The 24,569-nt window shown below is 64.9% G+C and carries 26 protein-coding genes; 15 read left to right on the top strand and 11 right to left on the bottom strand.

What is annotated here, in order from left to right; translation table 11 throughout:
• Window positions 1-6: 6 nt before the first annotated feature.
• From urtC to urtA, 3 genes are all read right to left on the bottom strand, one after another.
• Entirely contained in the window at window positions 7-1,176 is a 1,170-nt protein-coding gene (gene urtC, locus DCM79_RS23960) for an urea ABC transporter permease subunit UrtC (RefSeq protein WP_257176633.1), read from the bottom strand.
• Entirely contained in the window at window positions 1,173-2,780 is a 1,608-nt protein-coding gene (gene urtB / locus DCM79_RS23955; RefSeq protein ID WP_257176632.1) for an urea ABC transporter permease subunit UrtB, read from the bottom strand. The genes urtC and urtB overlap by 4 nt, the downstream gene beginning before the upstream one ends.
• Window positions 2,781-2,864: 84 nt before the next feature.
• Window positions 2,865-4,187 carry an urea ABC transporter substrate-binding protein gene (urtA, locus tag DCM79_RS23950; protein WP_257176631.1) on the bottom strand — a complete coding sequence of 441 codons (1,323 nt, stop codon included), beginning with the start codon at window positions 4,185-4,187 and terminating at the stop codon, window positions 2,865-2,867.
• A gap of 504 nt (window positions 4,188-4,691) precedes the next feature.
• Here urtA and DCM79_RS23945 point away from each other — a divergent pair.
• A complete protein-coding gene (locus DCM79_RS23945; RefSeq protein ID WP_257176630.1) occupies window positions 4,692-6,254 on the top strand; it encodes a DEAD/DEAH box helicase in 1,563 nt (520 codons plus the stop codon).
• Between the two features lie 24 nt (window positions 6,255-6,278).
• A complete protein-coding gene (gene infA, locus DCM79_RS23940; RefSeq protein ID WP_008131890.1) occupies window positions 6,279-6,566 on the top strand; it encodes a translation initiation factor IF-1 in 288 nt (95 codons plus the stop codon).
• On the opposite strand, the gene DCM79_RS23935 is transcribed toward infA, so the two are convergent.
• Window positions 6,563-6,799 carry a hypothetical protein gene (locus DCM79_RS23935; RefSeq protein WP_257176629.1) on the bottom strand — a complete coding sequence of 79 codons (237 nt, stop codon included), beginning with the start codon at window positions 6,797-6,799 and terminating at the stop codon, window positions 6,563-6,565. The two genes, infA and DCM79_RS23935, sit on opposite strands and share 4 nt — an antisense overlap.
• Before the next feature lie 27 nt (window positions 6,800-6,826).
• Here DCM79_RS23935 and DCM79_RS23930 point away from each other — a divergent pair, with 27 nt between their 5' ends.
• Window positions 6,827-7,039 carry a cold-shock protein gene (locus tag DCM79_RS23930; RefSeq protein ID WP_028138527.1) on the top strand — a complete coding sequence of 71 codons (213 nt, stop codon included), beginning with the start codon at window positions 6,827-6,829 and terminating at the stop codon, window positions 7,037-7,039.
• Window positions 7,040-7,131: 92 nt separating this feature from the next.
• Here DCM79_RS23930 and DCM79_RS23925 read toward each other — a convergent pair whose 3' ends face one another.
• The 4 genes from DCM79_RS23925 to DCM79_RS23910 all read right to left on the bottom strand — a co-directional run bounded on the left by DCM79_RS23925 (window position 7,132) and on the right by DCM79_RS23910 (window position 10,056).
• Entirely contained in the window at window positions 7,132-7,746 is a 615-nt protein-coding gene (locus DCM79_RS23925) for a TadE/TadG family type IV pilus assembly protein (protein WP_257176628.1), read from the bottom strand.
• Between the two features lie 23 nt (window positions 7,747-7,769).
• On the bottom strand, window positions 7,770-8,345 hold the full coding sequence (locus tag DCM79_RS23920; protein WP_257176627.1) for a TadE/TadG family type IV pilus assembly protein: 576 nt from the start codon (window positions 8,343-8,345) through the stop codon (window positions 7,770-7,772).
• Between the two features lie 229 nt (window positions 8,346-8,574).
• Window positions 8,575-9,072: a pilus assembly protein N-terminal domain-containing protein gene (locus tag DCM79_RS23915; protein WP_028138530.1), complete on the bottom strand. Its 498-nt coding sequence runs from the start codon at window positions 9,070-9,072 to the stop codon at window positions 8,575-8,577.
• 156 nt (window positions 9,073-9,228) lie between these two features.
• Window positions 9,229-10,056, bottom strand: coding sequence for a sterol desaturase family protein (locus DCM79_RS23910; protein WP_028138531.1), 828 nt, complete (start codon window positions 10,054-10,056; stop codon window positions 9,229-9,231).
• 266 nt (window positions 10,057-10,322) lie between these two features.
• Here DCM79_RS23910 and DCM79_RS23905 point away from each other — a divergent pair, with 266 nt between their 5' ends.
• The 10 genes from DCM79_RS23905 (at window position 10,323) to DCM79_RS23860 (ending at window position 19,252) form a co-directional block, all read left to right on the top strand.
• Window positions 10,323-10,487, top strand: a complete 165-nt coding sequence (locus DCM79_RS23905; protein WP_028138532.1) for a Flp family type IVb pilin — start codon at window positions 10,323-10,325, stop codon at window positions 10,485-10,487.
• A gap of 70 nt (window positions 10,488-10,557) precedes the next feature.
• The gene (locus DCM79_RS23900) at window positions 10,558-10,704 is read left to right on the top strand and encodes a hypothetical protein (RefSeq protein ID WP_257176626.1); all 147 of its coding nucleotides are present in this window, start codon (window positions 10,558-10,560) and stop codon (window positions 10,702-10,704) included.
• A 122-nt stretch (window positions 10,705-10,826) separates the two neighbouring features.
• Complete coding sequence (locus DCM79_RS23895) at window positions 10,827-11,351, top strand: prepilin peptidase (RefSeq protein WP_257176625.1); 525 nt, start codon at window positions 10,827-10,829, stop codon at window positions 11,349-11,351.
• 128 nt (window positions 11,352-11,479) lie between these two features.
• Window positions 11,480-12,277 carry a Flp pilus assembly protein CpaB gene (gene cpaB, locus DCM79_RS23890; protein ID WP_257176624.1) on the top strand — a complete coding sequence of 266 codons (798 nt, stop codon included), beginning with the start codon at window positions 11,480-11,482 and terminating at the stop codon, window positions 12,275-12,277.
• Between the two features lie 11 nt (window positions 12,278-12,288).
• Entirely contained in the window at window positions 12,289-13,764 is a 1,476-nt protein-coding gene (locus tag DCM79_RS23885) for a type II and III secretion system protein family protein (RefSeq protein ID WP_257180833.1), read from the top strand.
• Between the two features lie 20 nt (window positions 13,765-13,784).
• Window positions 13,785-14,519 carry a CpaD family pilus assembly protein gene (locus tag DCM79_RS23880; RefSeq protein ID WP_257176623.1) on the top strand — a complete coding sequence of 245 codons (735 nt, stop codon included), beginning with the start codon at window positions 13,785-13,787 and terminating at the stop codon, window positions 14,517-14,519.
• On the top strand, window positions 14,516-15,784 hold the full coding sequence (locus tag DCM79_RS23875; RefSeq protein ID WP_028138537.1) for an AAA family ATPase: 1,269 nt from the start codon (window positions 14,516-14,518) through the stop codon (window positions 15,782-15,784). Before DCM79_RS23880 ends, DCM79_RS23875 begins: the two co-directional genes overlap by 4 nt.
• Before the next feature lie 20 nt (window positions 15,785-15,804).
• Entirely contained in the window at window positions 15,805-17,274 is a 1,470-nt protein-coding gene (locus tag DCM79_RS23870; RefSeq protein ID WP_028138538.1) for a CpaF family protein, read from the top strand.
• Window positions 17,275-17,290: 16 nt separating this feature from the next.
• Window positions 17,291-18,268, top strand: coding sequence for a type II secretion system F family protein (locus tag DCM79_RS23865; RefSeq protein WP_257176622.1), 978 nt, complete (start codon window positions 17,291-17,293; stop codon window positions 18,266-18,268).
• A gap of 9 nt (window positions 18,269-18,277) precedes the next feature.
• Window positions 18,278-19,252, top strand: a complete 975-nt coding sequence (locus DCM79_RS23860) for a type II secretion system F family protein (protein ID WP_257176621.1) — start codon at window positions 18,278-18,280, stop codon at window positions 19,250-19,252.
• A gap of 60 nt (window positions 19,253-19,312) precedes the next feature.
• Here DCM79_RS23860 and DCM79_RS23855 read toward each other — a convergent pair whose 3' ends face one another.
• Together DCM79_RS23855 and DCM79_RS23850 are read right to left on the bottom strand one after the other, a co-directional pair.
• Complete coding sequence (locus DCM79_RS23855; RefSeq protein ID WP_257176620.1) at window positions 19,313-20,128, bottom strand: tetratricopeptide repeat protein; 816 nt, start codon at window positions 20,126-20,128, stop codon at window positions 19,313-19,315.
• A gap of 182 nt (window positions 20,129-20,310) precedes the next feature.
• On the bottom strand, window positions 20,311-20,514 hold the full coding sequence (locus tag DCM79_RS23850; protein WP_126259720.1) for a hypothetical protein: 204 nt from the start codon (window positions 20,512-20,514) through the stop codon (window positions 20,311-20,313).
• Between the two features lie 200 nt (window positions 20,515-20,714).
• Between DCM79_RS23850 and DCM79_RS23845 the strand changes: the two genes are divergently transcribed.
• A complete protein-coding gene (locus tag DCM79_RS23845; protein WP_257176619.1) occupies window positions 20,715-22,088 on the top strand; it encodes a M17 family metallopeptidase in 1,374 nt (457 codons plus the stop codon).
• Window positions 22,081-22,923 (top strand): C40 family peptidase, encoded by an 843-nt coding sequence (locus DCM79_RS23840; RefSeq protein ID WP_257176618.1) that lies wholly within the window; start codon window positions 22,081-22,083, stop codon window positions 22,921-22,923. The genes DCM79_RS23845 and DCM79_RS23840 overlap by 8 nt, the downstream gene beginning before the upstream one ends.
• A gap of 5 nt (window positions 22,924-22,928) precedes the next feature.
• Here DCM79_RS23840 and DCM79_RS23835 read toward each other — a convergent pair whose 3' ends face one another.
• Window positions 22,929-24,566, bottom strand: a complete 1,638-nt coding sequence (locus tag DCM79_RS23835; RefSeq protein WP_257176617.1) for an ABC transporter ATP-binding protein — start codon at window positions 24,564-24,566, stop codon at window positions 22,929-22,931.
• Between the last annotated feature and the right edge of the window lie 3 nt (window positions 24,567-24,569).

Raw genomic sequence — 24,569 nt, 5'->3', positions numbered from 1 at the left:
GTGCGCCTACTCCGCCATCTTGGGTTCGGTGACGCCGTCCTCGGCCGCGGCGCTCGCCATGGTCGCGGCGTTGCGCTTTTCCTTGGACTGGTCCCACCAGGCGTTGAAAGTGCCGACGATGCCCTTGGGCAGCAGCAGCGTCACCAGGATGAACAACGCGCCCAGCATGAACAGCCAGTACGGCGCCAGCACGCCCGAGGTGAAGAACGTCTTGGCGTAGTTGACGACGACGGCGCCGAGCGCGGCGCCGACCAGCGTGCCGCGGCCGCCGACCGCGACCCAGATCACCGCCTCGATCGAATTGCCCGGCGCGAACTCGGATGGATTGATGATGCCGACCTGCGGGACGTACAGCGCGCCGGCGACGCCGGCCATGCAGGCCGACACCGTGAACACGAACAGCTTGTAGGATTCGACCCGGTAGCCGAGGAAGCGCGTCCGCGATTCCGCGTCACGCACCGCGATCAGCACCTTGCCGAGCTTCGATGAGACGATGGCGCGGCAGATCAGGAAGCCGGCGATCAACGCCAGGCAGCTCAACGCAAACAAGGCAGCTCGCGTCCCCTCGGCCTGGACGTTGAAACCGAGGATGTCCTTGAAGTCGGTCAGGCCGTTGTTGCCGCCGAAGCCGAAATCGTTGCGGAAGAAGGCGAGCAGCAGCGCATAGGTCATCGCCTGCGTGATGATCGACAGATACACGCCGGTGACGCGGGAACGGAAGGCGAGCCAGCCGAAGCAGAAGGCGAGCAGCCCCGGCACGACCAGCACCATCAGGGCCGCGAACCAGAACATGTCGAAGCCGTACCAGTACCAGGGCAGCTTCGAATAGTTCAGGAACACCATGAAATCGGGCAGGATCGGGTTGCCGTAGACGCCACGGGTGCCGATCTGCCGCATCAGGTACATGCCCATCGCATAGCCGCCGAGCGCAAAGAACGCGCCGTGACCGAGCGATAGGATGCCGCAATAGCCCCAGATCAGGTCGATCGACAGCGCCAGGATCGCGTAGCAGACATACTTGCCCCAGAGCGCGACCAGATAGGTCGGCACCTGCAGGAACGAGCCCGCGGGCAGCAGCAGGTTGGACAGCGGGATGAGGATGCCGCAGGCCGCGACGACGGCAAGGAAGATCGTCGCGCTGCGGTCCAGCGATCGCGTCAGCATGTGAGGGGTCATGCTTCCACCGCACGGCCCTTGAGCGCGAACAGGCCGCGCGGCCGCTTTTGAATGAACAGGATGATGAGGACCAGGATGGCGATCTTGCCGAGCACGGCGCCGGCGACCGGCTCCAGGAACTTGTTGGCGATGCCGAGCGTGAAGGCGCCGACCAGCGTGCCCCAGAGATTGCCGACCCCGCCGAACACCACGACCATGAAGCTGTCGATGATGTAGCTCTGGCCGAGATTGGGGCTGACATTGTCGATCTGCGACAGCGCCACGCCGGCGATGCCGGCAATGCCCGAACCGAGACCGAAGGTCAGTGCGTCGACGCGCGAGGTCGCGATGCCCATCGAGGCCGCCATGCGTCGGTTCTGCGTCACCGCGCGCATCTCGAGGCCGAGCGCGGTGTAGCGCAGCATCGCGAGCAGGATCGCGAACACGGCAAGCGTGAAGAGCAGGATCCAGAGCCGATTATAGGTGATGGTGATCTGGCCGAGCTCGAACGCGCCGCTCATCCAGGAGGGATTGCCGACCTCGCGGTTGGTCGGGCCGAACATGGTGCGCACCGCCTGCTGCAGCACCAGCGAGAGACCCCAGGTCGCCAGCAGCGTCTCCAGCGGACGGCCGTAGAGGAAGCGAATGATGCTGCGCTCGATCAAGACGCCGATTGCGCCGGCGACGAGGAAGGCGAGCGGCACGGCGATCAGCAGCGAATAGTCGAACAGGCCGGGATAGCGGGTGCGGATCACCTCCTGCACCACGAAGGTGGTGTAGGCCCCGAGCATCACCATCTCGCCATGCGCCATGTTGATCACGCCCATCACGCCGAAGGTGATGGCGAGCCCGATCGCGGCGAGCAGCAACACCGAGCCGAGCGAGAGGCCGTACCAGGCGTTCTGCACCATGGACCAGACCGCGAGCGAACTCTGGATCGAGCCGATCGCGCTCGCGGCCGCCTTGGTCACCGAGGCCGGCTGGTCGCCCATGCCGGTGAGCAGCGCCAGCGCGTCCTGGTCGCCGCGCGCCTTGAGCGTGGCCACGGCCTCGAGCTTCTCGACTTCGGTCGCATCGGACTTGAACAGCAGGATGGCGGCGCGGGCCTCACCGAGGGCCGTCTTGACCGCTCTGTTGCCTTCCTTGGCGAGCGCGGCATCGACCGCATCGAGCGCCGTCTCCTCGTGCGACTTGAAGACCGATTGCGCGGCCTGCAGGCGCGTTCCGACATCCGGCGATTGCAGCGTCAGGCTGCCGATCGCGGCATCGACGCTGCGGCGCAGACGGTTGTTGAGGCGCACCGCGCTCGCACTATCGGGAACGCTGGCCACCGCCTCGCCGGTCGCGGCGTCGATCGACTTGCCGTCGGTACCGGTGACGTAAACCTTCTTGCTGTCCGGATCGGCCATCAACCGGCCGTCCTGGAGCGCGCTGATGATGGGGAAGGCCAGCTTGTTGCCGCTGCCCGCGACCGTGCCGATCGCCTCTTCCGTGTCGGAGAAATCGTCATTGGCGAATTTGGCGACTCCGTCCTCGAACGGACCGGCGAAGGCCGGCAGCGCAAACGCGATCAGCAATAGCGAGAGCGCAAGCGAGCAGAGGCGCGCGGACAAATAGGCTGGCACTGTGAATGACCCCGGCAGAAATGGGTGGAGAGGGCGGCGGGATCGCCGCCTTCTCCGGTCGCGCAATGGCGTGTCAGATCCGGATCAGGAGCCGGAACCGAGGCACTTGTTGGTCTTGGTATTGAAGTTGCCGCACTTCTTGCCGACCCAGTCGCCGATCAGGTCCTTGGAGCCATCGAGCTCCTTCGACCAGGCATCGCCCGCGACGAGGCTCGGGGTCTTCCAGACCACGTCGAACTGGCCGTTGCCCTTGATCTCGCCGATGAACACTGGCTTGGTGATGTGGTGGTTCGGGAGCATCTTGGAGGTGCCGCCGGTCAGGTTCTTGGCTTCGATGCCCGGGAGAGCGTCGATGACCTTGTCGGGATCGGTCGACTTCACCTTCTCGACCGCCTTGACCCACATGTCGAAGCCGATCACGTGCGCTTCCATCGGATCGTTGGTCACGCGCTTCGGATTTTTGGTGTAGGCCTGCCACGCCTTGATGAACTTCTCGTTCTCCGGCGACTTGATCGACTGGAAGTAGTTCCAGGCGGCGAGATGGCCGACCAGCGGCTTGGTGTCGATGCCGGCGAGCTCTTCCTCACCGACCGAGAACGCCACCACCGGGATGTCCTTCGCCTTGATGCCCTGGTTGCCGAGCTCCTTGTAGAAGGGAACGTTGGCGTCGCCGTTGATGGTCGAGACTACCGCGGTCTTCTTGCCGGCCGAGCCGAACTTCTTGATGTCGGCCACGATCGTCTGCCAGTCGGAGTGACCGAACGGCGTGTAGTTGATCATGATGTCTTCCTGGGCGACACCCTTGGACTTGAGATAGGCCTCCAGGATCTTGTTGGTGGTGCGCGGATAGACGTAGTCGGTGCCCGCGAGCACCCAGCGCTTCACCTTCTCTTCCTTCATCAGGTAGTCGACGGCGGGGATCGCCTGCTGGTTCGGCGCCGCACCCGTATAGAACACGTTGCGCTCGCTCTCCTCGCCCTCGTACTGCACGGGGTAGAACAGGATGCTGTTGAGCTCCTTGAACACCGGAAGCACCGACTTGCGCGACACCGAGGTCCAGCAGCCGAACACGACCGAGACCTTGTCCTTGGTGATCAGCTCGCGCGCCTTCTCGGCGAACAGCGGCCAGTTCGACGCGGGGTCGACCACGACGGCTTCGAGCTTCTTGCCGAGAACGCCGCCCTTCTTGTTCTGCTCGTCGATCAGGAAGAGGATGGTGTCCTTCAGCGTGGTTTCGCTGATCGCCATGGTGCCGGACAGAGAGTGCAGCACGCCGACCTTGATGGTGTCGTCCGCGGCCTTCGCGCCAGTCAATGAAGCCAGACCGAGCACCAGTCCAGCGGTCGCGGCGAGCACGCCGCGGCGGCTAAATGATGCCGCTATATCGTGAGTAGATTTGCTAAGCATGAGTGTCTCATCTCCCTGACGCAGACGTGAAAAACGCTGCGAAACGGCCCCACGGCCGCCTGCGATTAACGGATTCGCAAGAACCGTGCCATGGGCTGAACACCATTCAAATTATTGATTTTACTGTAAAAATTCTGAGAAAACGGAGTCTTGGGGCGAAGGGACCGCTCAAATCTTGAGCAATGAGAATGTATGCCAAAGCGGCATGTTGGTCATTCCTTGAGCAAATTCTTTGGTCTGGCTAAATTTCCGGCATAACTATTTCTGCACTGCAATCGCCATTTCGCGCCAGCTTGCCTTGAAAGCGCCCCTTGGATGTTCCATATGAGCAGCCGAGACCTCTTGCGAATCAAGAGGTCGTTGCGAGCCGCGTGTTCTTAAGCCCCTCCGGGCCTCTGGCTTGCCCCATATCTCCCAAGCCATCCGACACCCTAAACACGCAGGTGTCTTCTCGACACCCTTTTGCGCGCGCCGCGCCGATTGCGCCGGGCGTCCGCTTTTGACATGGAAAGAACCCATCTTTTGACTTCGTTTCAGGATTTCGGCCTCGCCGAACCGATCGCGCGTGCTCTCGCCGAAGAGAACTACGTCACTCCCACCCCCATCCAGGCCCAGACCATCCCGATCGCGCTGACCGGGCGCGACGTCGTCGGCATCGCCCAGACCGGCACCGGCAAGACCGCCTCGTTCGCGCTTCCGATCCTGCACCGCCTGCTCGAGCATCGCATCAAGCCGCAGCCCAAGACCTGCCGGGTGCTGGTGCTGTCGCCCACCCGCGAGCTGTCCGGCCAGATCCTCGACAGCTTCAACGCCTATGGCCGCCACCTGCGCCTCGCCTCGACGCTGGCCATCGGCGGCGTGCCGATGGGCCGCCAGGTCCGCGCCCTGATGCAGGGCGTTGATGTGCTGGTCGCCACCCCCGGCCGCTTGCTCGACCTCGTGCAGAGCAACGGTTTGAAGCTCTCGAGCGTCGAGTTCCTCGTGCTCGACGAGGCCGACCGCATGCTCGACATGGGCTTCATCAACGACATCCGCAAAATCGTCGCCAAGCTCCCGATCAAGCGGCAGACGCTGTTCTTCTCGGCCACCATGCCGAAGGACATCGCCGAGCTCGCCGACGCCATGCTGCGCGACCCCGCGCGGGTCGCGGTGACCCCGGTGTCCTCGACCGCCGAGCGGATCAACCAGCGCATCGTCCAGGTCGACTTCTCCGCCAAGCCCGCCTTCCTGACCAAGCTTCTGAAGGATGAGCCGGTCAACCGCGCCCTGGTCTTCACCCGCACCAAGCACGGCGCCGACAAGGTGGTGAAGTCGCTCGAGAAGGCCGGCATCCCTGCCAGCGCCATCCACGGCAACAAGTCGCAGAACCATCGCGAGCGCACGCTGGCCCAGTTCCGCTCGGGCGAGATCCGCACCCTGGTCGCCACCGATATCGCCGCCCGCGGCATCGACGTCGACGGCATCAGCCACGTCATCAATTTCGACCTGCCCAACGTGCCGGAAACCTACGTCCACCGCATCGGCCGCACCGCGCGCGCCGGCGCCGACGGCACCGCGATCTCGCTGGTGGCCGGCGGCGAGGAGCTCAGCTACCTCCGCGACATCGAGCGGCTGATCCGCGTGGCGTTGCCGCGCGAAGACCACCGCACCGATGCGGGCCGCCGCGACGCCGGCCCTCCCCCGCCGCAGCAACGGCAGGGCCGGCCGGGTGGCCGCCCGGGCCAGCGTCCCCAGGGCGCCCGGCACGGCGACGGACGGCGTGGCGACGAACGGCATGCTGACGGACGTCATCACAGCGCCGGCAGGCCGGCCGACGGACGGCCCGGCGAAGGACGGCATGGCGAGGGCAGACCTGTTGATGGCAGGCCCGGAGAAGGCCACAAGGCCTCCAAGGGGTCTCGCCGCCGCCGTGGTCCTGGTGGTAAGATGAATTCCTCACCCGCCGATCGGTCGGAACAGCGTCCCGCGCATAGCGCCGGCAAGCCTGATGGAATACAAGGCGTTGCCTTTTTGCGTCGCGAGAGTCGCCCCAACGGCCGACCGAACCGCAATCCTCATTCGAACTAACAGTCTACGACTGGAGACACCCACATGGCTAAGGAAGAGCTGATCCAGTTCGAAGGACTGGTCACCGAAATCCTCCCCGACGCCCGCTACCGCGTGCAGCTCGATGCCGGACACGAGATCGTCGCCTATACCGCCGGCAAGATGAAGAAGAACCGCATCAAGACTCTGGCGGGCGACCGCGTGACGGTGGAGATGTCGCCCTATGACCTCGAGAAGGGCCGGCTGATTTTCCGCCACAAGGACGAACGCCCCAGCGGCGTGGGCGGACCGCCTCGTCCCGGACAGCGCGGCGGCCAGTTCCGTCGTCGCTAGTCGGCGACGGCGCGGCAGTAAGATTCCGAGCTTTCCATTGGTCCGCCGTGATCACCACGGCGGATCAAAAAATCGTGCGCGGCTGGATTGTTTTGACGCTCGAATTCCGATAAAAGGAATTTATCGATTTTCGGCCGGACGACATTAGCATCCACCGGTACAGCCGGTTCAGACACGCTGACGACCCTTCCAAAAATTCGATCTAACTGGCCTGCGCGAGCAGGCTGCCACATAGTGTTATCTGAGAAGGGACTACCCCCGTGAGCATGGGAACCGTGAAGTGGTTTAACGCGACCAAAGGCTTCGGCTTCATTCAGCCCGACGATGGCGGCCAGGACGTGTTCGTCCACATCAGCGCTGTGGAACGTGCGGGCCTCGGCACGCTGCGTGAAGGTCAGAAGATCTCCTACGAGATCGTGGCCGACCGCCGTTCCGGCAAGTCGGCTGCGGACAACCTCCGCGCCGCAGGCTGAACCCGCCGGGCCTCGCCCGATCGGCTCGCAAGAAGCAAGAAGGCCGTGCGCAACGCACGGCCTTTTTCATTTCCAGGCCCCCCTCGGGAGCGTCAGCACGAGGACGGCACGTTGTTGTATTGAACGCAAGTGGCCTGCCGCGGCCGCGTGTAGGACAGATCCTTCAGCGGAATGTTCGACTTCAACACGTAGCCCACCGACGGCGTGTAAGTGTAGCTCGCCTCGCTGAGGATGAGATAGGTCGACGGAATCAGCAGCGTCGGCGGAATCTCGTTGGTCACCTTGTCGCCGGCCTTCCGGCCCGAGGTCGCCAGCGTCGCTTGCGTCGCGCCGCTCGCGATGGTTCCGGCCTTGCTCCACTGCACCGTGGCAATGCTGTCCGCATCGATATAGATCTGGGAGATCGAGCCCTTCACGAGCGTAGCGTCGTAAGGCATGACGATCGAGATGCTCGCCGTGAACGTGTTCTGCATGTCGGCATCGGCAAGCGTCGTCGATTGCGAAGTCAGATCGGACAGCGTCCGTGCAATCAACGTGACCTTGCGATCAATCGCCACCGCCGACGAGAATTCGACGGTCCCGAAGAACATCACCAGCATCAGCGGGACGATGACCGCGAATTCGGTCGCCGCGAGCGCGCGCGTGTCGGCGACGAAGTCACGCGCCGAGCAGCGGGCATTCCCCAGTAAGTTCGCAATCGCCTGCATTGGCCCGCCCAGATCCATCTGCCTCAGAAAGGTTCGTTCTTGAAGGCTGCGGTCGCCACCAGCAGCCGCTTGTTGCTGCAGCCGATGTTGTAGCCGAGGCCGGTGACGAAGAGCGGCCATTGATAGAATAGCCGCACCACGACGACCTGGCTGGAGCTGCCGGGATTGTATTGCACGCCGGCCGGATTGAAGGTGCAGGAATCGCCGTAATTGGTGAGGCTCAGCGTCGTGAAGGAGCTGGTGCTGACCACGTCGACGTAAAGCTTGTTGCAATCGAACAGCGCCGGGATCTGGGTGCAGACATAGGCCTTGAACGTGGTCTGATTGCATGCCGAGACCGCGTTGGGCACCATCTGACAGGCCGCCACCGAGCCACCCTGTGCTTGCGCCTGACCGGTCAGGATCGCACGCGCCGAATTCTGGGTGATGGTCTCGAGCACCTGCCCCGCGAAGAACACCAACGCGGTCTCGATGATGGCGAACAGCAGTCCGAAGAAGACCGGAGCGACCAGCGCGAACTCGACCGCGGCGGAGCCGCGGCGGCTGCCTCGAAACCGGCATAGCGCTTTCCGGAGCGTGAATCTCGTAGGCGCAGGCATCGCGTCAAATTCCCCAGCAGCGGCGATCATCTGCTTCGTTCAATAGCTAAAACTGATTGTTTAAGTGTTGCAGGCGATTCACGCTGCGCGAAGCGGTCGGTTAAGGATGCGTTAACCCCGCGCGCCGGCGGCGGCCAAGGATGACGCGCAGAGGGACGTCGCTGGCATGCAGAAGCGGCGGGGCAGAATTATGCGATCCACCCCGGCGCGAACCCGCCAATCGCTCCGGCTAGTTGGACTTGGTGGCCGCACCGGCGTTGCCGCTGGCACTGCTGCTCAGCGAACCGGCCTGGTTCATGGTGTTGTTGAAGTAGGTGTCGCTGTCCCCAAGCGTCACCCGACGCTGGCAGAGCGGCATGCAGCTGTAGGACTCGCGCTCGATACCGCGATAGACGGTGACGAGCCGGTCGCTCGGGCCTTCGACCTGAATCTGACGGTCGACCAGAATCTCGCCGCCCCGGTCGAGCGCAATGAAATTGGTGGCACCGTAGCCCTTGCCGGTCACGACGATCATGCCGCCGGGCTGGAGCGTGACGTCGGCGATCAGGGGATTTCCGACCACGATGGTCGCCACCTTGCCGGGCAGCCGCACCAGCTTGGCCTGGTCGACGTTGACGGCGATGGTGTCGGCGGTCGGTTCGGCGAGCCCGGCAGCCGGCGATGCCAGCACTGCGGCAGCAACCAGAAGACAGACCCGCGCATGACGGCGCAGCAATTCCTTACGCATACTCATACTCCCGGGACGTCACAAACCGGCAGAAGCGAACAGCTAACAGCGGAGCCGGTGCCCGACCCGGCTAACCTGCCCTTAATTTGTGAACGTTCCGCAAACTCGTCGACGATTGTTTGAACGTAGTCGAGATTTGCCGCCGATTTTCCCACCCTACTGGCGGAACGGATAGGCCAATTGGCCCCCGATCTCCTTCGGTATGGCCGCTTCGTCCTTGCCGTAATCCTGCGGCAGCCGCCCCTCCGGCATGCGGAACGTGCCGAACAGCACGTCCCAGACCGGGAACGTCCCGGCGAAATTCGTGTTGCCGCCTTCGTCGAGCGACGTGTGGTGCCAGCGGTGGAACACCGGCGTTGCCAGCAGATATTTGAACGGTCCGAAGGTCCAGTTCAGATTGGCGTGCACGAACGCCGAATGGAAGGTGGTGAACGGGCCGACCCAGAGCATGATGTTCGGGGAAATGCCGGCCATCAGCAACACGACGTCGACGCTGATCGTCCCGAGCAGGAGATTGATGGGATGGAAGCGGGCCGCCGAAATCCACCCGATTTCCTCGGACGAATGGTGGATGGCGTGGTACTTCCAGAAACCGCCGTCATGGAAGAAGCGGTGGATCCAGTACAGCATGAAATCGGACAGCACCAGGAACAGCAGGGCCTGCACCCACAGAGGCAGCTGCGCCAGCGGCCCATGGCCGTTGTCGTAGAAGGCGATGAGCTCGTCGGCGTCGTGGATGTTGAAGACGACGGCGGCGCCGACGATCAGAAGTCCGATCCGCATGGTGCGGGCGAACACCGGAACGAAGAACCAATAGCAAATGTCGGTGATGATCTCCCGCTTGCGCCACCACGGGGCGCCGGGGTTGCAGGCCCAGAAATGCTCGAGCACGGTGAAGACCGCCGCGAGCACGAAGGTAACGGGGAGCAACTTCGCGATGGTCTCGCCGAGCATCAGGGCGACTTGCATGGGCAGGCTCGACATCATCGCCTCTCTCCGCGAATTCCGGTCCTCGCTTACGCCTACTCCGTGAGATTTAAGGGAGGGTGAAGCGGCCGCCGTGCCGGCGACGCATCTGGAACCGAAATTGAGGCCGCGGCTTTAAGGCGAAATTCACTCTGGACGAAAGCATCGCGCCGGACGCGGGTTTACGCGATCGGATTAACTCTACCGAAAGAGCTCGGCTTACATGGTCATCGGGTCAAAGACAGCGCCGAACGAGGCGATCTCACCCGAATGGAGTTTTGTTCATGAAGAGCTTGATTGCGCGTTTCGCAAAGGATGAATCCGGCGCAACCGCCATCGAATACGGTCTGATCGCCGCCGGTATCGCGCTGGCCATCATCACCGTCGTCAACAGCCTCGGCAGCACGCTCAACACCAAGTTCACCTCGATCAGCACCGGGCTGAAGTAAGCAACAGACGAACGACGGCAAAAGCCCCGGACCTCCGGGGCCTTTGTTTTTCCAAGGACGGCGAGTTCCAGTGGCGTTGCGAGAGTCCAGAACCGGTGCCGCGGTCGCGGCAGACGAGGCAGCTGCGGCGCAGGCCGGCTCGCCGGTCTATTGGGTCTGCCTTGCGCTGCTGCTTGCGACAGTTGCGCTCGCCGCGCGCATTGCCAGCCTCTGGTAGCACCCGTTCCGCAGCTACGGCCTTGCATGACCCTCGCGGCCGTTGTCGGTTTGTTTAGCACTGCCGGCTAGAATCCGGCGACGCCAGTTTCCCCGGCAAACCCAGGCCTCAAGACGCAGCCCATGATCCTCGACCTTGCGCGCCTTCTGCTCTTCCCTGCCCTGATGGCGTTCGCCGCCGCGAGCGATCTGTTCACGATGACGATCTCCAATCGCGTGTCGCTGGCGCTGGTCGCAGGCTTCTTCGCGCTCGCCCTCGCCGGCGGCATGGCACCCTACGAGATGCTGAGCCATGTCGGCGCCGGCGCGCTCCTGCTCGTCATAGCCTTCGCCTGCTTTGCGATGGGCTGGGTCGGCGGCGGAGATGCCAAGGTCGCGGCCTCCGTCGCGCTCTGGTTCGGATTCGCGCAGCTGATGAACTTCCTGCTCTACGCCTCGCTGTTCGGCGGCGCGCTGACGCTGCTCCTGCTCCAGTTCCGGCAATGGCCGCTGCCCTACGGGCTGGCGGGTCAGGCCTGGCTCGCGCGGCTGCACGCCAAGGAGAGCGGCATCCCCTACGGCATCGCGCTCGCGCTGAGCGCGCTGATGGTCTACCCCGAGACCGAATGGGTGAAGGCGATCGACCTCGCTCACCTCGCACTGCGCTGAACGCACCGGGTAAACCCGGCGTTAAGGCGATTTAGATACGCCTCATTAACCATGCTTTGACGAATAGCTGGTCAACTGCCGATTACGGCGGCGGCAGCGTCGCGGCGTCTTGTTGGAAAGTGAAGCGTATGAATAGGGCACGCATTGTCGTCCTGGCGGTCGCCATCAGCGCCGGCGGCGTCGCCGCGTACCTGGCGAGCGGCTCGGACCAAACTGCGCCGCCTCCGGCTCCGGTCGCCCAGCTTCCGACCGTCGACGTCCTCGTGGCCAAGAACGACATCGGCCTCGGCCAGACCGTGAAGCCGGAAGACGTGCAATGGCAGACCTGGCCGGCCGCGACCGCCAGCGCCACCTTCATCCGCCGCAACGAGCGTCCCGAAGGCGCGACCCAGGTCACCGGTTCGATCGCGCGCGCCCCGTTCATTCAAGGTGAGCCGATCCGCGACCAGAAGCTGGTCAAGGCCGAAGGCTCCGGTTTCATGGCTGCAATCCTGCCCACCGGCATGCGGGCAATCTCGACCGAGATCTCGCCGGAGACCGGCGCAGGCGGCTTCATCCTGCCCAACGATCGGGTCGACGTCCTCTTGACCCGCCGGCTGAAGAACCCGGACCAGAACAACGGCGCCCCCGACATCGTCACCTCCGAGATCATCCTGGCCAATATCCGGGTCCTCGCCATCGACCAGGCGCCAAAGGAAAAGGACGGCCAGAACGCGGTGGTCGGCAAGACCGTCACCCTCGAGCTCAATCCGGCGCAGACCGCAACACTCTCCGCGGCCCGCCAGAGCGGCACGCTGTCGCTGGCGCTGCGCAGCATCGTCGACGTCAAGATGAGCGAAATCACGCTCGATGATTCCGCGCAGAAGCGGGACGGTGTTTCGATCATTCGCTACGGCATTCCAAGTCAGACGGCGAAAGTACGATGAAGACAGTCGATATGAGACGCAGGGTGGATTTGGCGACGATGCGAACCTCGGCGGTTCGCGCCCTGTCGTTTTCGGCCGCTCTGGCGTTGGCGCTCAACCCGGTGCTGACCCCCGCGGTCGCCGCCGATTACCGTCCCGGGGCCCTGGCCGCGGCGGATGGCCAGATGAACGCGCGCTTCCTCTCGCTCGGCGTCGGCAAATCCGTCGTCATCGACCTGCCGCGCGACATCAAGGACGTGCTGGTTGCCGATCCCAAGATCGCCAACGCGGTGGTCCGCTCGGCCCAGCGCGCCTATATCATCGGCGCCACGGTCGGCCAGACCAATATCGTGTTCTTCGATTCCGCCGGCCAGCAGATCGCGGCCTATGATATCGCGGTCAAGCGCGACCTCAACGGCGTGCGGGCCGCGCTGAAGCAGATTCTGCCCAATTCGGACATTCAGATCGACGGGCTCGGCGACGGCATTGTCCTGACCGGCACGGCGGCGAATCCGATGGAAGCGCAGCAGGCCAACGAGCTCGCCGCACGCCTGGCCGGCGGCGTCGACAAGGTGGTGAACTCGATCGTGGTGCGCGGCCGCGACCAGGTCATGCTCAAGGTGACGGTGGCCGAGGTCCAGCGCACCATCGTCAAGCAGCTCGGCATCGACCTGAGTGCCAGCCTCAACTACGGCACGTCGGTGGTGAGCTTCACCAACTCCAATCCGTTCACCGCGCTCGGCAAGAACCTCGTGGACGGCAACAATTTGACGACGAAGTTCGGCGGCTCGTCGTCGGTGCAGGCCACCCTGCGCGCGATGGAGACCGCGGGCGTGATCCGCACGCTGGCCGAACCGAACCTGACCGCAATCTCCGGTGAATCGGCCACGTTCATCGCCGGCGGCGAATTCCCGGTCCCGGCAGGCTATGCGTGCGATCCCACCACCCATGTCTGTACCACCCAGATCAGCTTCAAGAAGTTCGGCATCTCGCTCAACTTCACCCCCGTGGTGCTGAGCGAAGGCAAGATCAGCCTGCGCGTGATGACGGAGGTCTCGGAGCTCTCGAACGAAAACGCGATCACGCTGTCGCAGGCCGTGACCTCGACCTCGGTGAACTCGCTGACGGTGCCCTCGATCAGGACCCGCCGCGCGGAGACCTCGCTGGAAATTCCCTCCGGCGGCGCGATGGCGATGGCCGGCCTGATCCAGCAGCAGACCAAGCAGGCCATCAGCGGCCTGCCGGGGCTGATGCAGCTCCCGATCCTCGGCACGCTGTTCCGCAGCCGCGACTTCGTCAACAACGCCACCGAGCTGGTCGTGATCGTGACGCCCTATGTCGTTCGCGCGGTGGCGCCAAAGGACCTGTCGCGGCCGGATGACGGCTTCGCCCCGCCCGCGGATCCACAGGCCCAGCTGCTCGGCAACATCAACCGTATCTACGGCGTGCCCGGCCGGACCGAACCGGCCAAGAACTACCGCGGCACCTACGGCTTCATTACCGACTGAGGCGGAACGGGGACTTCACGATGATCACAAGACCACCCCAGCTTCGCAAGCGCGCCATCCATCTCGGTGGCGCGCTGGTCGCAATGGCGCTCGCGCTCAGTGGCTGCCAGCACGACGAGGTCGTCACCGCCTCGATTCCGACCGACTACAAGCAGCGCCACCCGATCGCGATCGAGGAGCAGAACCGCTCGATCGTCGTCTTCGTCGGCCATGCCCGCGGCGGATTGACCGCGGCCCAGCGCGCCGACGTGATGGGCGTCGCCTCGGCATGGCTGCGCGAAGGCACCGGCGCCATCCGCATCGACGTGCCGTCCGGCACGCCCAATGCGCGACCGGTGGCGGACACGATGCGCGAAATCCAGGCGATGCTGGCCGCGGCGGGCGTTCCGCCGCGGGGTGTCAACGTTCGCCCCTACCAGCCCGAGGACAGGCGCTTCCTGCCGCCGATCCGTCTCACCTATTCCAAGATCGCAGCGATCGCAGGCCCCTGCGGCCTGTGGCCGGACGACATCGGCCCTTCGATCAAGAACAAGAGCTGGTTCGAGAACAAGGAATATTACAATTACGGCTGCGCCTATCAGCGCAACCTCGCCGCGATGGTCGACAATCCGTCGGACCTCGAGCAGCCGCGGCCTGAAACGCCGTCCTACACCCCCCGGCGCATCACCGGTCTCGAGAAGTATCGCAAGGGACTGACGAGCGCGACCACCTATCCCGAAGCCGACAAGGCCAAACTCAGCGACACCGGCAAATGATCAGCTACGCTCGCCAGACCCACGAAGAGCAGCCGGAAGCCCCGCCTCCGCCGGTCGAGGAGCATATCGCGCCCTCGCCGCGCGTCTCGGTCCAGGCCTTCTGCGAGACGGTCGAGACCGCGGCCGCGGTGCAGTCGGCCGGCGAGGATCGTCGCCTCGGCAAAGCCCATCTGAAGATCCAGATGGGCGGCATGGCGGCCGCGATCGAAGCTTACCGCTCGGCTCCCACGCCGAACGTGATCGTGCTCGAGAGCGACGGCCGCAACGACCTCCTGGGCGGGCTCGACCAGCTCGCCACCGTCTGCGATGCCGGCACCCGCGTGGTCGTGATCGGCCGCATCAACGACGTCACGCTCTACCGCGAACTGGTGCGCCGCGGCGTCAGCGACTATGTGCTCGCGCCGGTCGGCGCGATCGACGTCGTACGATCGATCTGCAACCTGTTCTCGGCGCCGGAAGCCAAGGCGGTCGGCCGCATCATCGCCGTGGTCGGCGCCAAGGGGGGCGTCGGGGCTTCCACCATCTCGCACAACGTCGCCTGGGCGATCGCGCGCGACCTTGCAATGGATGCCGTCGTCGCCGATCTCGACCTGGCCTTCGGGACCGCCGGGCTCGACTACAACCAGGATCCGCCGCAGGGCATTGCCGACGCCGTGTTCTCGCCCGATCGCGTCGACACCGCCTTTATCGACCGCCTGCTGTCGAAATGCACCGACCATCTCAGCCTGCTGGCGGCGCCGGCGACGCTGGACCGGGTCTATGATTTCGGCACCGACGCTTTCGACTCCGTGTTCGACACGCTGCGCTCCACCATGCCGTGCATCGTGCTCGACATTCCGCACCAATGGTCCGGCTGGACCAAGCGCGCCTTGATCGGAGCAGACGACATTCTGATCGTGGCCGCCCCCGACCTTGCCAATCTGCGCAATACCAAGAACCTGTTCGACCTGCTGAAGGCCGCGCGCCCCAACGACCGGCCGCCGCTCTACTGCCTGAATCAGGTCGGCGTGCCGAAAAGGCCCGAAATCGCCGCCGCGGAGTTCGCCAAGGCGATCGAGAGCCAGCCGATCGTCTCGATCCCGTTCGAGCCGCAGATCTTCGGCTCGGCGGCCAACAACGGCCAGATGATCGCGGAGATCTCCGCCAACCACAAGTCGATCGAGATGTTCCTTCAGATCGCCCAGCGCCTGACCGGCCGCAGCGAAACCAAGAAGCAAAAGTCGTCCCTGTTTTCACCCCTGATTGACAAGTTGCGGGGAAAATAGCCGCCGCATGGAGTTGTTAAGTGTTCGGTAAGCGTAGCGGAACAGACACCGACCTTCGGGCGCCCAAGCCCGGCGCCGTGTCGCTCGAGCCTGCCCAGGCTCCGGCGCCGACGGTGTCGCGCGCCCCGCCGCCGCCGGCCGTCGCCTCGCCGCCGCTTGCTCCCGCCAAGGCTCCGCCGCCCCCGGCCATGGAGAGCCGGCGTTCCGACAATTATTACGAGGTCAAGGCGACCATCTTCGGCGCGCTGATCGAAGCGATCGACCTCGCCCAGCTGGCCAAGCTGGATTCGGAATCCGCCCGCGAGGAAATCCGCGACATCGTCAACGAGATCATCGCGATCAAGAACATCGTGATGTCGATCGCCGAGCAGGAGGAACTGCTCGACGACATCTGCAACGACGTTCTCGGCTACGGCCCGCTCGAGCCGCTGCTGTCGCGCGACGATATCGCCGACATCATGGTCAACGGCGCCAACACCGTCTACATCGAGGTCGCCGGCAAGATCCAGCGCACCGGCATCCGCTTTCGCGACAACCAGCAGCTCCTCAACATCTGCCAGCGCATCGTCAGCCAGGTCGGCCGGCGCGTTGACGAATCCTCGCCGATCTGCGACGCGCGTCTTGCCGACGGCTCCCGCGTCAACGCCATCGTGCCGCCGCTGTCGATCGACGGCCCGACGCTCACCATCCGCAAGTTCAAGAAGGACAAGCTGACGCTGGATCAGCTCGTCAAGTTCGGCGCGATCTCGCCGGAGGGCGCCGAGATCCTCCAGATCATCGGCCGCGTCCGCTGCAACGTGCTGATCTCCGGCGGTACCGGCTCGGGCAAGACGACGCTGCTCAACTGCCTGACCAATTACATCGAGCACGACGAGCGCGTCATCACCTGCGAGGACGCCGCCGAGCTCCAGCTCCAGCAGCCCCATGTGGTGCGGCTGGAGACCCGTCCGCCCAACATCGAGGGCGAGGGCCAGGTCACCATGCGCGAATTGGTGCGCAACTGCCTGCGTATGCGGCCCGAACGCATCATCGTCGGCGAAGTCCGCGGACCCGAGGCGTTCGACCTGCTCCAGGCCATGAACACCGGCCATGACGGGTCGATGGGCACGCTGCATGCCAACAATCCGCGCGAAGCGCTGTCGCGCTGCGAATCCATGATCACGATGGGCGGCTTTTCGCTGCCCTCGCGAACGATCCGCGAGATGATCTGCGCCTCGATCGACGTCATCGTCCAGGCCGCGCGCCTGCGCGACGGCTCGCGCCGCATCACCCACATCACCGAGGTGATGGGCATGGAAGGCGACACCATCATCACCCAGGACATCTTCCTCTACGACATGATCGGCGAGGACGCCAACGGCAAGATCATCGGCCGCCACCGCTCGACCGGCATCGGCCGTCCAAAGTTCTGGGAACGCGCCCGCTATTACGGCGAGGAGAAGCGCCTTGCCGCGGCTCTCGACGCCGCGGAAGTGGCGCCGACGACGTGAGCAGGTCAGCGACGCCATGAACATACAGGTCCTCGCCCTCGCATTTCTGGCCACAGCCGCGGTCGGCGGCATCGCCTGGGTTTTCCTCTATCCGCTGCTCTCCGGGGAACGGAAGGCGGAAAGCCGGCGCGCCTCGATCTCGCGCGCCGACGCGCCGATGGCCAAGCAGAGCGAAAAGAGCCAGCGATCGCGCCGCGAGCAGGTCGAAACGTCGCTGAAGGATCTTGAGGCACGGCGTCAGCAGGAGAAGAGCGTTCCGCTCAATATCCGCCTCTCCCAGGCTGGACTGGACTGGACGCCGCAGAAATTCTGGATCGTGTCCGCCGTCGTGGCGGGCGTCTTGTTCGCGGCGGCCCTGTTCGTCGGCGGCGGCCTGCTCGGCGCCGCCGGTCTCGCCTTTGCCGGAGGTTTTGGCCTGCCGCGCTGGGCCCTCGGCTTCTTGAAGAAGCGCCGGGAGGACAAGTTCCTGAAGGCACTGCCCGACGCGGTCGACGTCATCGTCCGCGGCATCAAGGCCGGCCTGCCGCTGTTCGAATCAATCAAGGTCGTCGCGGCCGATTCGCCAGAGCCGCTGCGCAGCGAATTCCTCGCCATCATCGAGACGCAGGCGATCGGCATGCCGCTGGGCGAGGCTTGCTCCCGCCTCTATGAGCGCATGCCGCTGCCCGAAGCCAACTTCTTCGGCATCGTCATCTCGATCCAGCAGAAGTCGGGCGGCAACCTCTCCGAAGCGCTGGGCAACCTCTCCAAGGTGCTGCGCGACCGCAAGAAGATGAAAGAGAAGATCCAGGCGATGTCGATGGAAGCCAAGGCCTCCGCCGGCATCATCGGCTCGTTGCCGCCGATCGTGATGTTCCTCGTCTATCTCACGACGCCGCACTATATCTCGCTGCTTTGGACTCATCCCACCGGCCAGCTGATGCTGGTCGGCTGCGTCATCTGGATGTCGATCGGCATCATGGTGATGAAGAAGATGATCAATTTCGACTTCTGACGGTGATGCATGGTCGAGTTCCTCGTTTCGAAACTGCATGACGTCCGCTTCATGACGATGCTGCTGGCGGCCATCGCCGCCAGCGCCACCGTCTATACGCTGGTGATGCCGCTGTTCGCCGGCGAGGGACTCTCCAAGCGCATGAAGGCGGTCGCGAGCGAGCGTGAGCGCATTCGGCAGCGCGAGCGAGAGCGCCTTCACAAGAACGAAAAGGTCTCGCTGCGTCAGACGCCAAAGCAGCTCGTCTCCAAGGTCGTGGAGGACTTCAACCTCACGAAATGGCTGGCGCAAGAGGCGGCGCGGGACAAGCTGATCATGGCCGGTTACCGCGGCCAGGCGCCCTATATCACCTTCCTGTTTGCCCGCCTGGTCACGCCGATCGTGCTCTTCGTCGGCTCGCTTCTCTACGTCTTCGTGATCGCGCACATGGACAAGCCGGTGCCGATCAAGATCGGCATCTGCATCGGCGCGGCCTATCTCGGCCTCCAGGCGCCGATGCTGTTCCTGAAGAATGCGATCTCCAAGCGCCAGCTCTCGATCAAGCGCGCCTTTCCCGATGCGCTCGACCTGCTCCTGATCTGTATCGAATCCGGCATGTCGGTCGAAATGGCGTTCCGGAAGGTCGCCACCGAAATCGTGGGACAGTCGATCGCGCTGTCGGAGGAGTTCACGCTGACCACGGCCGAGTTGTCCTACCTGCAGGACCGCAAGGTCGCCTATGAGAACTTGGCACGACGCACCGGGCTCGACGGCGTCAAGTCGGTCTGTCTCGCGCTTCAGCAGGCGGAACGCTACGGCACCCCGCTCGGTCAGTCCCTGCGCGTCATGGCCCAGGAAAACCGCGACATGCGGATGACCGAGGCCGAGAAGAAGGCCGCGGCGTTGCCGCCGAAGCTGACGGTGCCGATGATCCTGTTCTTCCTGCCAGTGCTGTTCGTCGTCATTCTCGGACCGACCGGCATCAAGATCACTGAGATGCAGTGACACGAGCCGTCGTCCGCGCGGTCCGCGGGACGGCTGCGAATGCTGAAGATCAGAGCCTGATCAGTCGGGCTGGTTGAGCGCGGCGACCGGGGTCCGCTTCGGCCCGCCGCGATGATGGTCGCTGCGGTTCAGCATGTCCTTGAGATAGGCGACATTGGCCGCGGCCTGATCCGGCGGCAGATCCGCCTTCACGATGGTCTCGGCCTCGGCGAAGCGGCCCTGCAGACCGACGACGAGGCCGAGATTTTGCCGCACCCGGCTGCTGGCGCGCGGCGAAGCGTAGGCTTGCCGCAACGCCTCTTCGGCCTTGGGCAGATCCTTCGACAGCATGTAGGACAGGCCGAGATTGGAAAGCACGCCGGGATCACCCGGCGCGATCTTGAGCGCGCTCGCATAATAGGAGCGCGCCTCGCCGTGACGACCCATCTGGTCCAGCGCGGTGCCCTGCACCGAGAGCAGGCGCCAGTCCGGATTATCAGGCGAATGCGCTTTCGACAGGACGTCGTAGGCCTGCTGAAAATTGCCGTTGTCGGCGAGGGCGCGGCCATACTGCGCGAGCAGCGCCTTGTTACCGGGATTGGCGATGGTCGCCTGCTCCAGCACCGCGGCGGCCTGGGCGCGTTGGCCGTTGGCGCGCAAGGCCTGGCCATAGGCCAGCGCCGCCTCGGCGTCCCTGGGATTGGCACGGTAGCGTTCGCCGTAGACCTCGACGGCGCGCGCGGGATCGGTGGGCGCCGCTTCTGCCCGTGGTCCGCCGAGCGAGCCTGTCACGTCGGAGAGCTTCGACATGCCCGTGCAGCCGCCGAGGCCCATGGCCACCGCCGCGACCAGCGAGGTGGACGCAAGAAGCCGGGCGAGACTGAACCGTTGACGCATGACGCCTTGACTCTCGAGCCGATTGATCGAGCCGAACGCGTCAGCAATAGGCTGTTAACCCTAACGGCGGGTTAACGCCGCTTCGCAGGGCCATCTCACCCCCGCCTGCCGTGGCACCTCTGCCAAGGTCGGGATGGAGGCCGAGCGCCTGCCGGTCCGGATCCCTCTGCAATGGCCGCCGCTCAATATTCGATCGCAAGCCGCTTGCGGATTTCGTCGACGCGCTTGTCGAGTGCATCGAACCGCGCGTGGACCGAGCGGTCGTGGAGATAGAACACATAACCGCCGGCAAGGAGCGCGAAGATCCAATGGTGGTGCTCGACATAGCCAAAGATCGCCTCGACGGCATGGCCGATGAACGTGACCACGCTCCACACAAATTCCATTGCATGTCCTCCCGGCGCGTTTGTCGTCGGCCGCCCGATCTCCAGCCCTGGCGACCCTTGCCGGAACCTAGCATGGCCCCCTTGCCGCGAGTAGCGCCTCGCCGAAACGGTGCCCGCAAAGCCGATTGCAGCCGCGGCGAAACTCTGCGAAGTCTCGTCCGTTCGCATCACCCGTTTGATCCGACGATCCGGACCTGCCAATGCCTTCTGTCTTCGAGACGTCATCCACTGCCATCCCGATCACGTTCGTCACGAAATCGAGCTGGGATCAGGTCGCCGAGGCGCTGCCGCCGCCGCAACGCCAGTTCGCCACCTCGTGCGCCTTTGCGGCCAAGCCCGGCGGTTATCTCGCCCTGCCCGCGCCCGATGGCGCGATTGCACAGGTGCTGTTCGGCCTCGAGGATGAGGGTGCAAGATCGCGCGACCTGTTCCGGCCCGGCGCGCTGCCCGGCCTCTTGCCGCCGGGCATCTATCGCTTTGCCAATGCGCCGCACGATACACGGCTGGCGGCGCTCGCCTTCGCGCTCGGCAGCTACCGCTTCGCGCGCTACCGCAGGGCTGACAGGCCCGAGGTCCGGCTGGTGCCGCCTGACGGCGTCGACCCGGCCGAGATCGAGCGGATTGCCGATGCCGCAATTCTCGCGCGCGACCTCATCAACACGCCGTCCAACGACATGGGGCCGGACGAGCTCGCCGCCGCCGCGCAAGCCCTCGCCGCCGAGTTCGGCGCGAGCTTCGCCTGCACCATCGGCGAGGAGTTGGAGAAGCAGTTCCCGCTGATCCACGCCGTCGGCATGGCTTCCAGCCGCGCGCCGCGGCTGATCGACATCGGCTGGGGTGATCCCGATCATCCCAAGGTGACGCTGGTCGGCAAGGGCGTCTGCTTCGACACCGGCGGGCTCGACCTGAAGCCGTCGAGCGGCATGCTGATCATGAAGAAGGACATGGGCGGCGCCGCCAACGTGCTGGCGCTGGCGCGCATGGTGATGGATGCGAAGCTGAAGGTGCGCCTGCGCGTGCTGATTCCGGCGGTGGAGAACGCGGTCGCCGGCAATGCCTTCCGCCCACTCGATATCTTCACCTCGCGCAAGGGCATCACGGTCGAGATCGGAAACACCGACGCCGAGGGACGCCTGGTGCTCGCCGACGCGCTGGCGCTGGCCGACGAGGAAAAGCCGGACCTGCTGATCGACCTGGGCACGCTGACCGGCGCGGCGCGTGTCGCGCTCGGGCCGGATCTGCCGCCCTTCTACACCAATGACGAGACCCTCGCCGCCGACCTTGCGCGCTGCGCGGTGAAGGAGAACGATCCGTTGTGGCGCATGCCGCTGTGGCCGCCTTACGATCAGTGGCTGGACTCCAAGACGGCCACGATCACCAACGCGCCATCGGGCGGCTTTGCCGGCTCGATCACCTGCGCGCTGTTCCTGCAACGCTTCGTCGAGCACGCCGGGAGCTGGCTGCACGTCGACATCTACGGCTGGACCCCGTCGGCCAAGCCGGCACGCCCCGAAGGCGGCGAGTGCCAGGCCGCGCGCGCCATCTACAGCTTGCTGAGCGAGCGCTATGCATGATCCGCGAATAACACCGGCACGGGGCGACCTCGCCGCGAAATATCTCGAAGGCAAGGTGCAGGCGGATCGCTTCGTCGCGGGCGAGGAGTTCGAGGTGGTCGAACCGGTCGCGCCGGTGCGCGAGCAGCCGTCCTCGAGCGCGATGCTGATGACGGAGGCCCTGCGCGGTGAGCGCGTCACGGTCTACGATCGCAACGGCGAGGGTTGGGCGTGGGGCCAGCTCAATGGCGATGGCTATGTCGGCTGGCTGCCGGATGCGGCGCTGGTGAAGCCGTCGGCCGGCCCGACCCACGTGGTCAGCGCATTGCGGACGTTTGCCTTCCCCGGCCCGTCGATCAAGCTGCCGCCGGCCGAGACGCTCGTGATGGGATCCAGGCTCGCCGTGGCGCGCGAGGACGGCAGCTTTGCCGTGACGCACGACGGCAGGTATCTGCCGAAAACGCATCTCGCTGCGCTCGATCATCGCGAGCCGGATTTCGTCGCAATCGCCGAGCGCTTCGTCGGCACGCCCTATCTCTGGGGCGGCAAGAGCAGTCTCGGCATCGACTGCTCCGGCCTCGTCCAGGTCTCGCTGACGGCAGCGGGGATCGGCTGCCCGCGCGACAGCGACATGCAGCTCGCCGGTCTCGGCCGCGCAGTGGAGCCGCATGAGCGAAGCCGCTTGCAGCGCGGCGATCTGATCTTCTGGAAGGGCCACGTCGCGATCGCCCGCGACGGCAGCACCATGGTTCACGCCAACGCGTATCACATGGCGACCGTGATCGAGCCGATCGAGCCGGCGATCGCGCGAATCAGGCAGGCCGGCAGCGAGATCGTTGCGATCAAGCGGCTCTGACGGACTTACGTCGCCACCGAGCCATTCCCCGACGTCTCAAGGCGGAAGGCCGCCGCGAACAGCGCGCGCGTGTAATCCGTCTTCGGGTTCTTGAACAGCTCGGCGGCCTGTCCCTCTTCGACGACCTTGCCGCCGCGCATCACGATGAGATGGCTGGCGAGAGAGGCGACGACGCGCAGATCGTGCGAGATGAACATGTAGGTGAGCTCGCGCTTGCGCTGCAGCTCGCGCAACAGATCGACCATCTGGGCCTGGAACAGCATGTCGAGCGCGCTGGTCGGCTCGTCCAGCACGACGAAGTCCGGCTCCAGCACCACCGCGCGTGCGATGCTGATGCGCTGGCGCTGGCCACCTGAGAATTCGTGGGGATAGCGGAAGCGGGTATCGGGCTTCAGCCCGACGTCTTCCAGCGCCTTGACGACGCGCGCCTCACGCTCCTCACGCGACAGCTTCGGCTGATGCACGGAGAGGCCTTCGGCGATGATGTCGGCGATCGACATGCGCGGCGAGAGCGAGCCGAACGGGTCCTGAAACACGATCTGCATGTCGCGCCGGAACGGACGCATCTCCTTGAAGCGCAGGCCCTGGATATCCTTGCCCAGGAACACGATGCGTCCGTTCGAGGAGATCAGCCGCAGCAGCGCCAGGCCCAGCGTGGTCTTGCCCGAGCCGGATTCGCCGACCACACCGAGCGTCTCGCCCTTGCGCACGGCGACGCTGACACCGTCGACCGCCTTGATGTGGCCGACCGTCTTGCGCATCAGGCCGCGCTTGATCGGAAACCACACTTTCAGATCGTTGACCGACATCACCACCGGTGCGTCCGGCTGCGGCGGCGCAGGATCCGGCTTCGGCTCCGCGGCGAGCAGGTCGCGCGTATAGGGATGCTTCGGCGTCCTGAAGACCTGCTCGACCGGCCCCTGCTCGACGATCTCGCCGTTCTTCATGACACAGACCGTGTCGGCGATGCGGCGCACGATGCCGAGATCGTGGGTGATGAAGAGCAGGCTCATGCCGAGCCGCGAGCGGATGTCGGCGAGCAGCGCCAGGATCTGCGCCTGCACGGTGACGTCGAGCGCCGTGGTCGGCTCGTCCGCGATCAGCAGATCCGGTTCGTTGGCGAGCGCCATCGCGATCATCACGCGCTGGCGCTGGCCGCCGGAAAGCTGGTGCGGATAGCTGTTCAGCCGCGTCTCGGGCTCGGGAATGCCGACCTGCGTCAGCAGCTCCAGCGTCCGCCTGCGGGCCTCCGCATTGCTGGTCGGGTTGTGCAGCTGGATGATCTCGCCGATCTGCGCCTCGATCGTGTGCAGCGGATTGAGCGAGGTCATCGGCTCCTGGAAGATGATGGAGATATCGCTGCCACGAATCTCCCGCATCTGCTGCTCAGAGCGGTCGATCAGCTCCTGCCCCTTGAAGCGAATGCTGCCCGAGGGATGCGAGGCATTCGGATAGGGCAGCAGCTTCAGGATCGAGAGCGCGCTGACCGACTTGCCGGAGCCGGATTCGCCGACCAGCGCCAGGCATTCGCCGCGCTTGATCTGGAACGAGACCTTGTCGACCGCGAGCGTGGTGGCGCCGCCCTGGTGGAAAGTCACCGAGAGGTCGCGAACGGCAAGCAGGGGCTGGTTGATCGCGTCCATGAC

The sequence above is a fragment of the Bradyrhizobium sp. WBOS07 genome, from assembly GCF_024585165.1.
Taxonomy (GTDB): domain Bacteria; phylum Pseudomonadota; class Alphaproteobacteria; order Rhizobiales; family Xanthobacteraceae; genus Bradyrhizobium; species Bradyrhizobium japonicum_B.
Note: the sequence above shows the minus strand (reverse complement) of the source record. Positions and strands in the feature narration are given on the sequence as shown.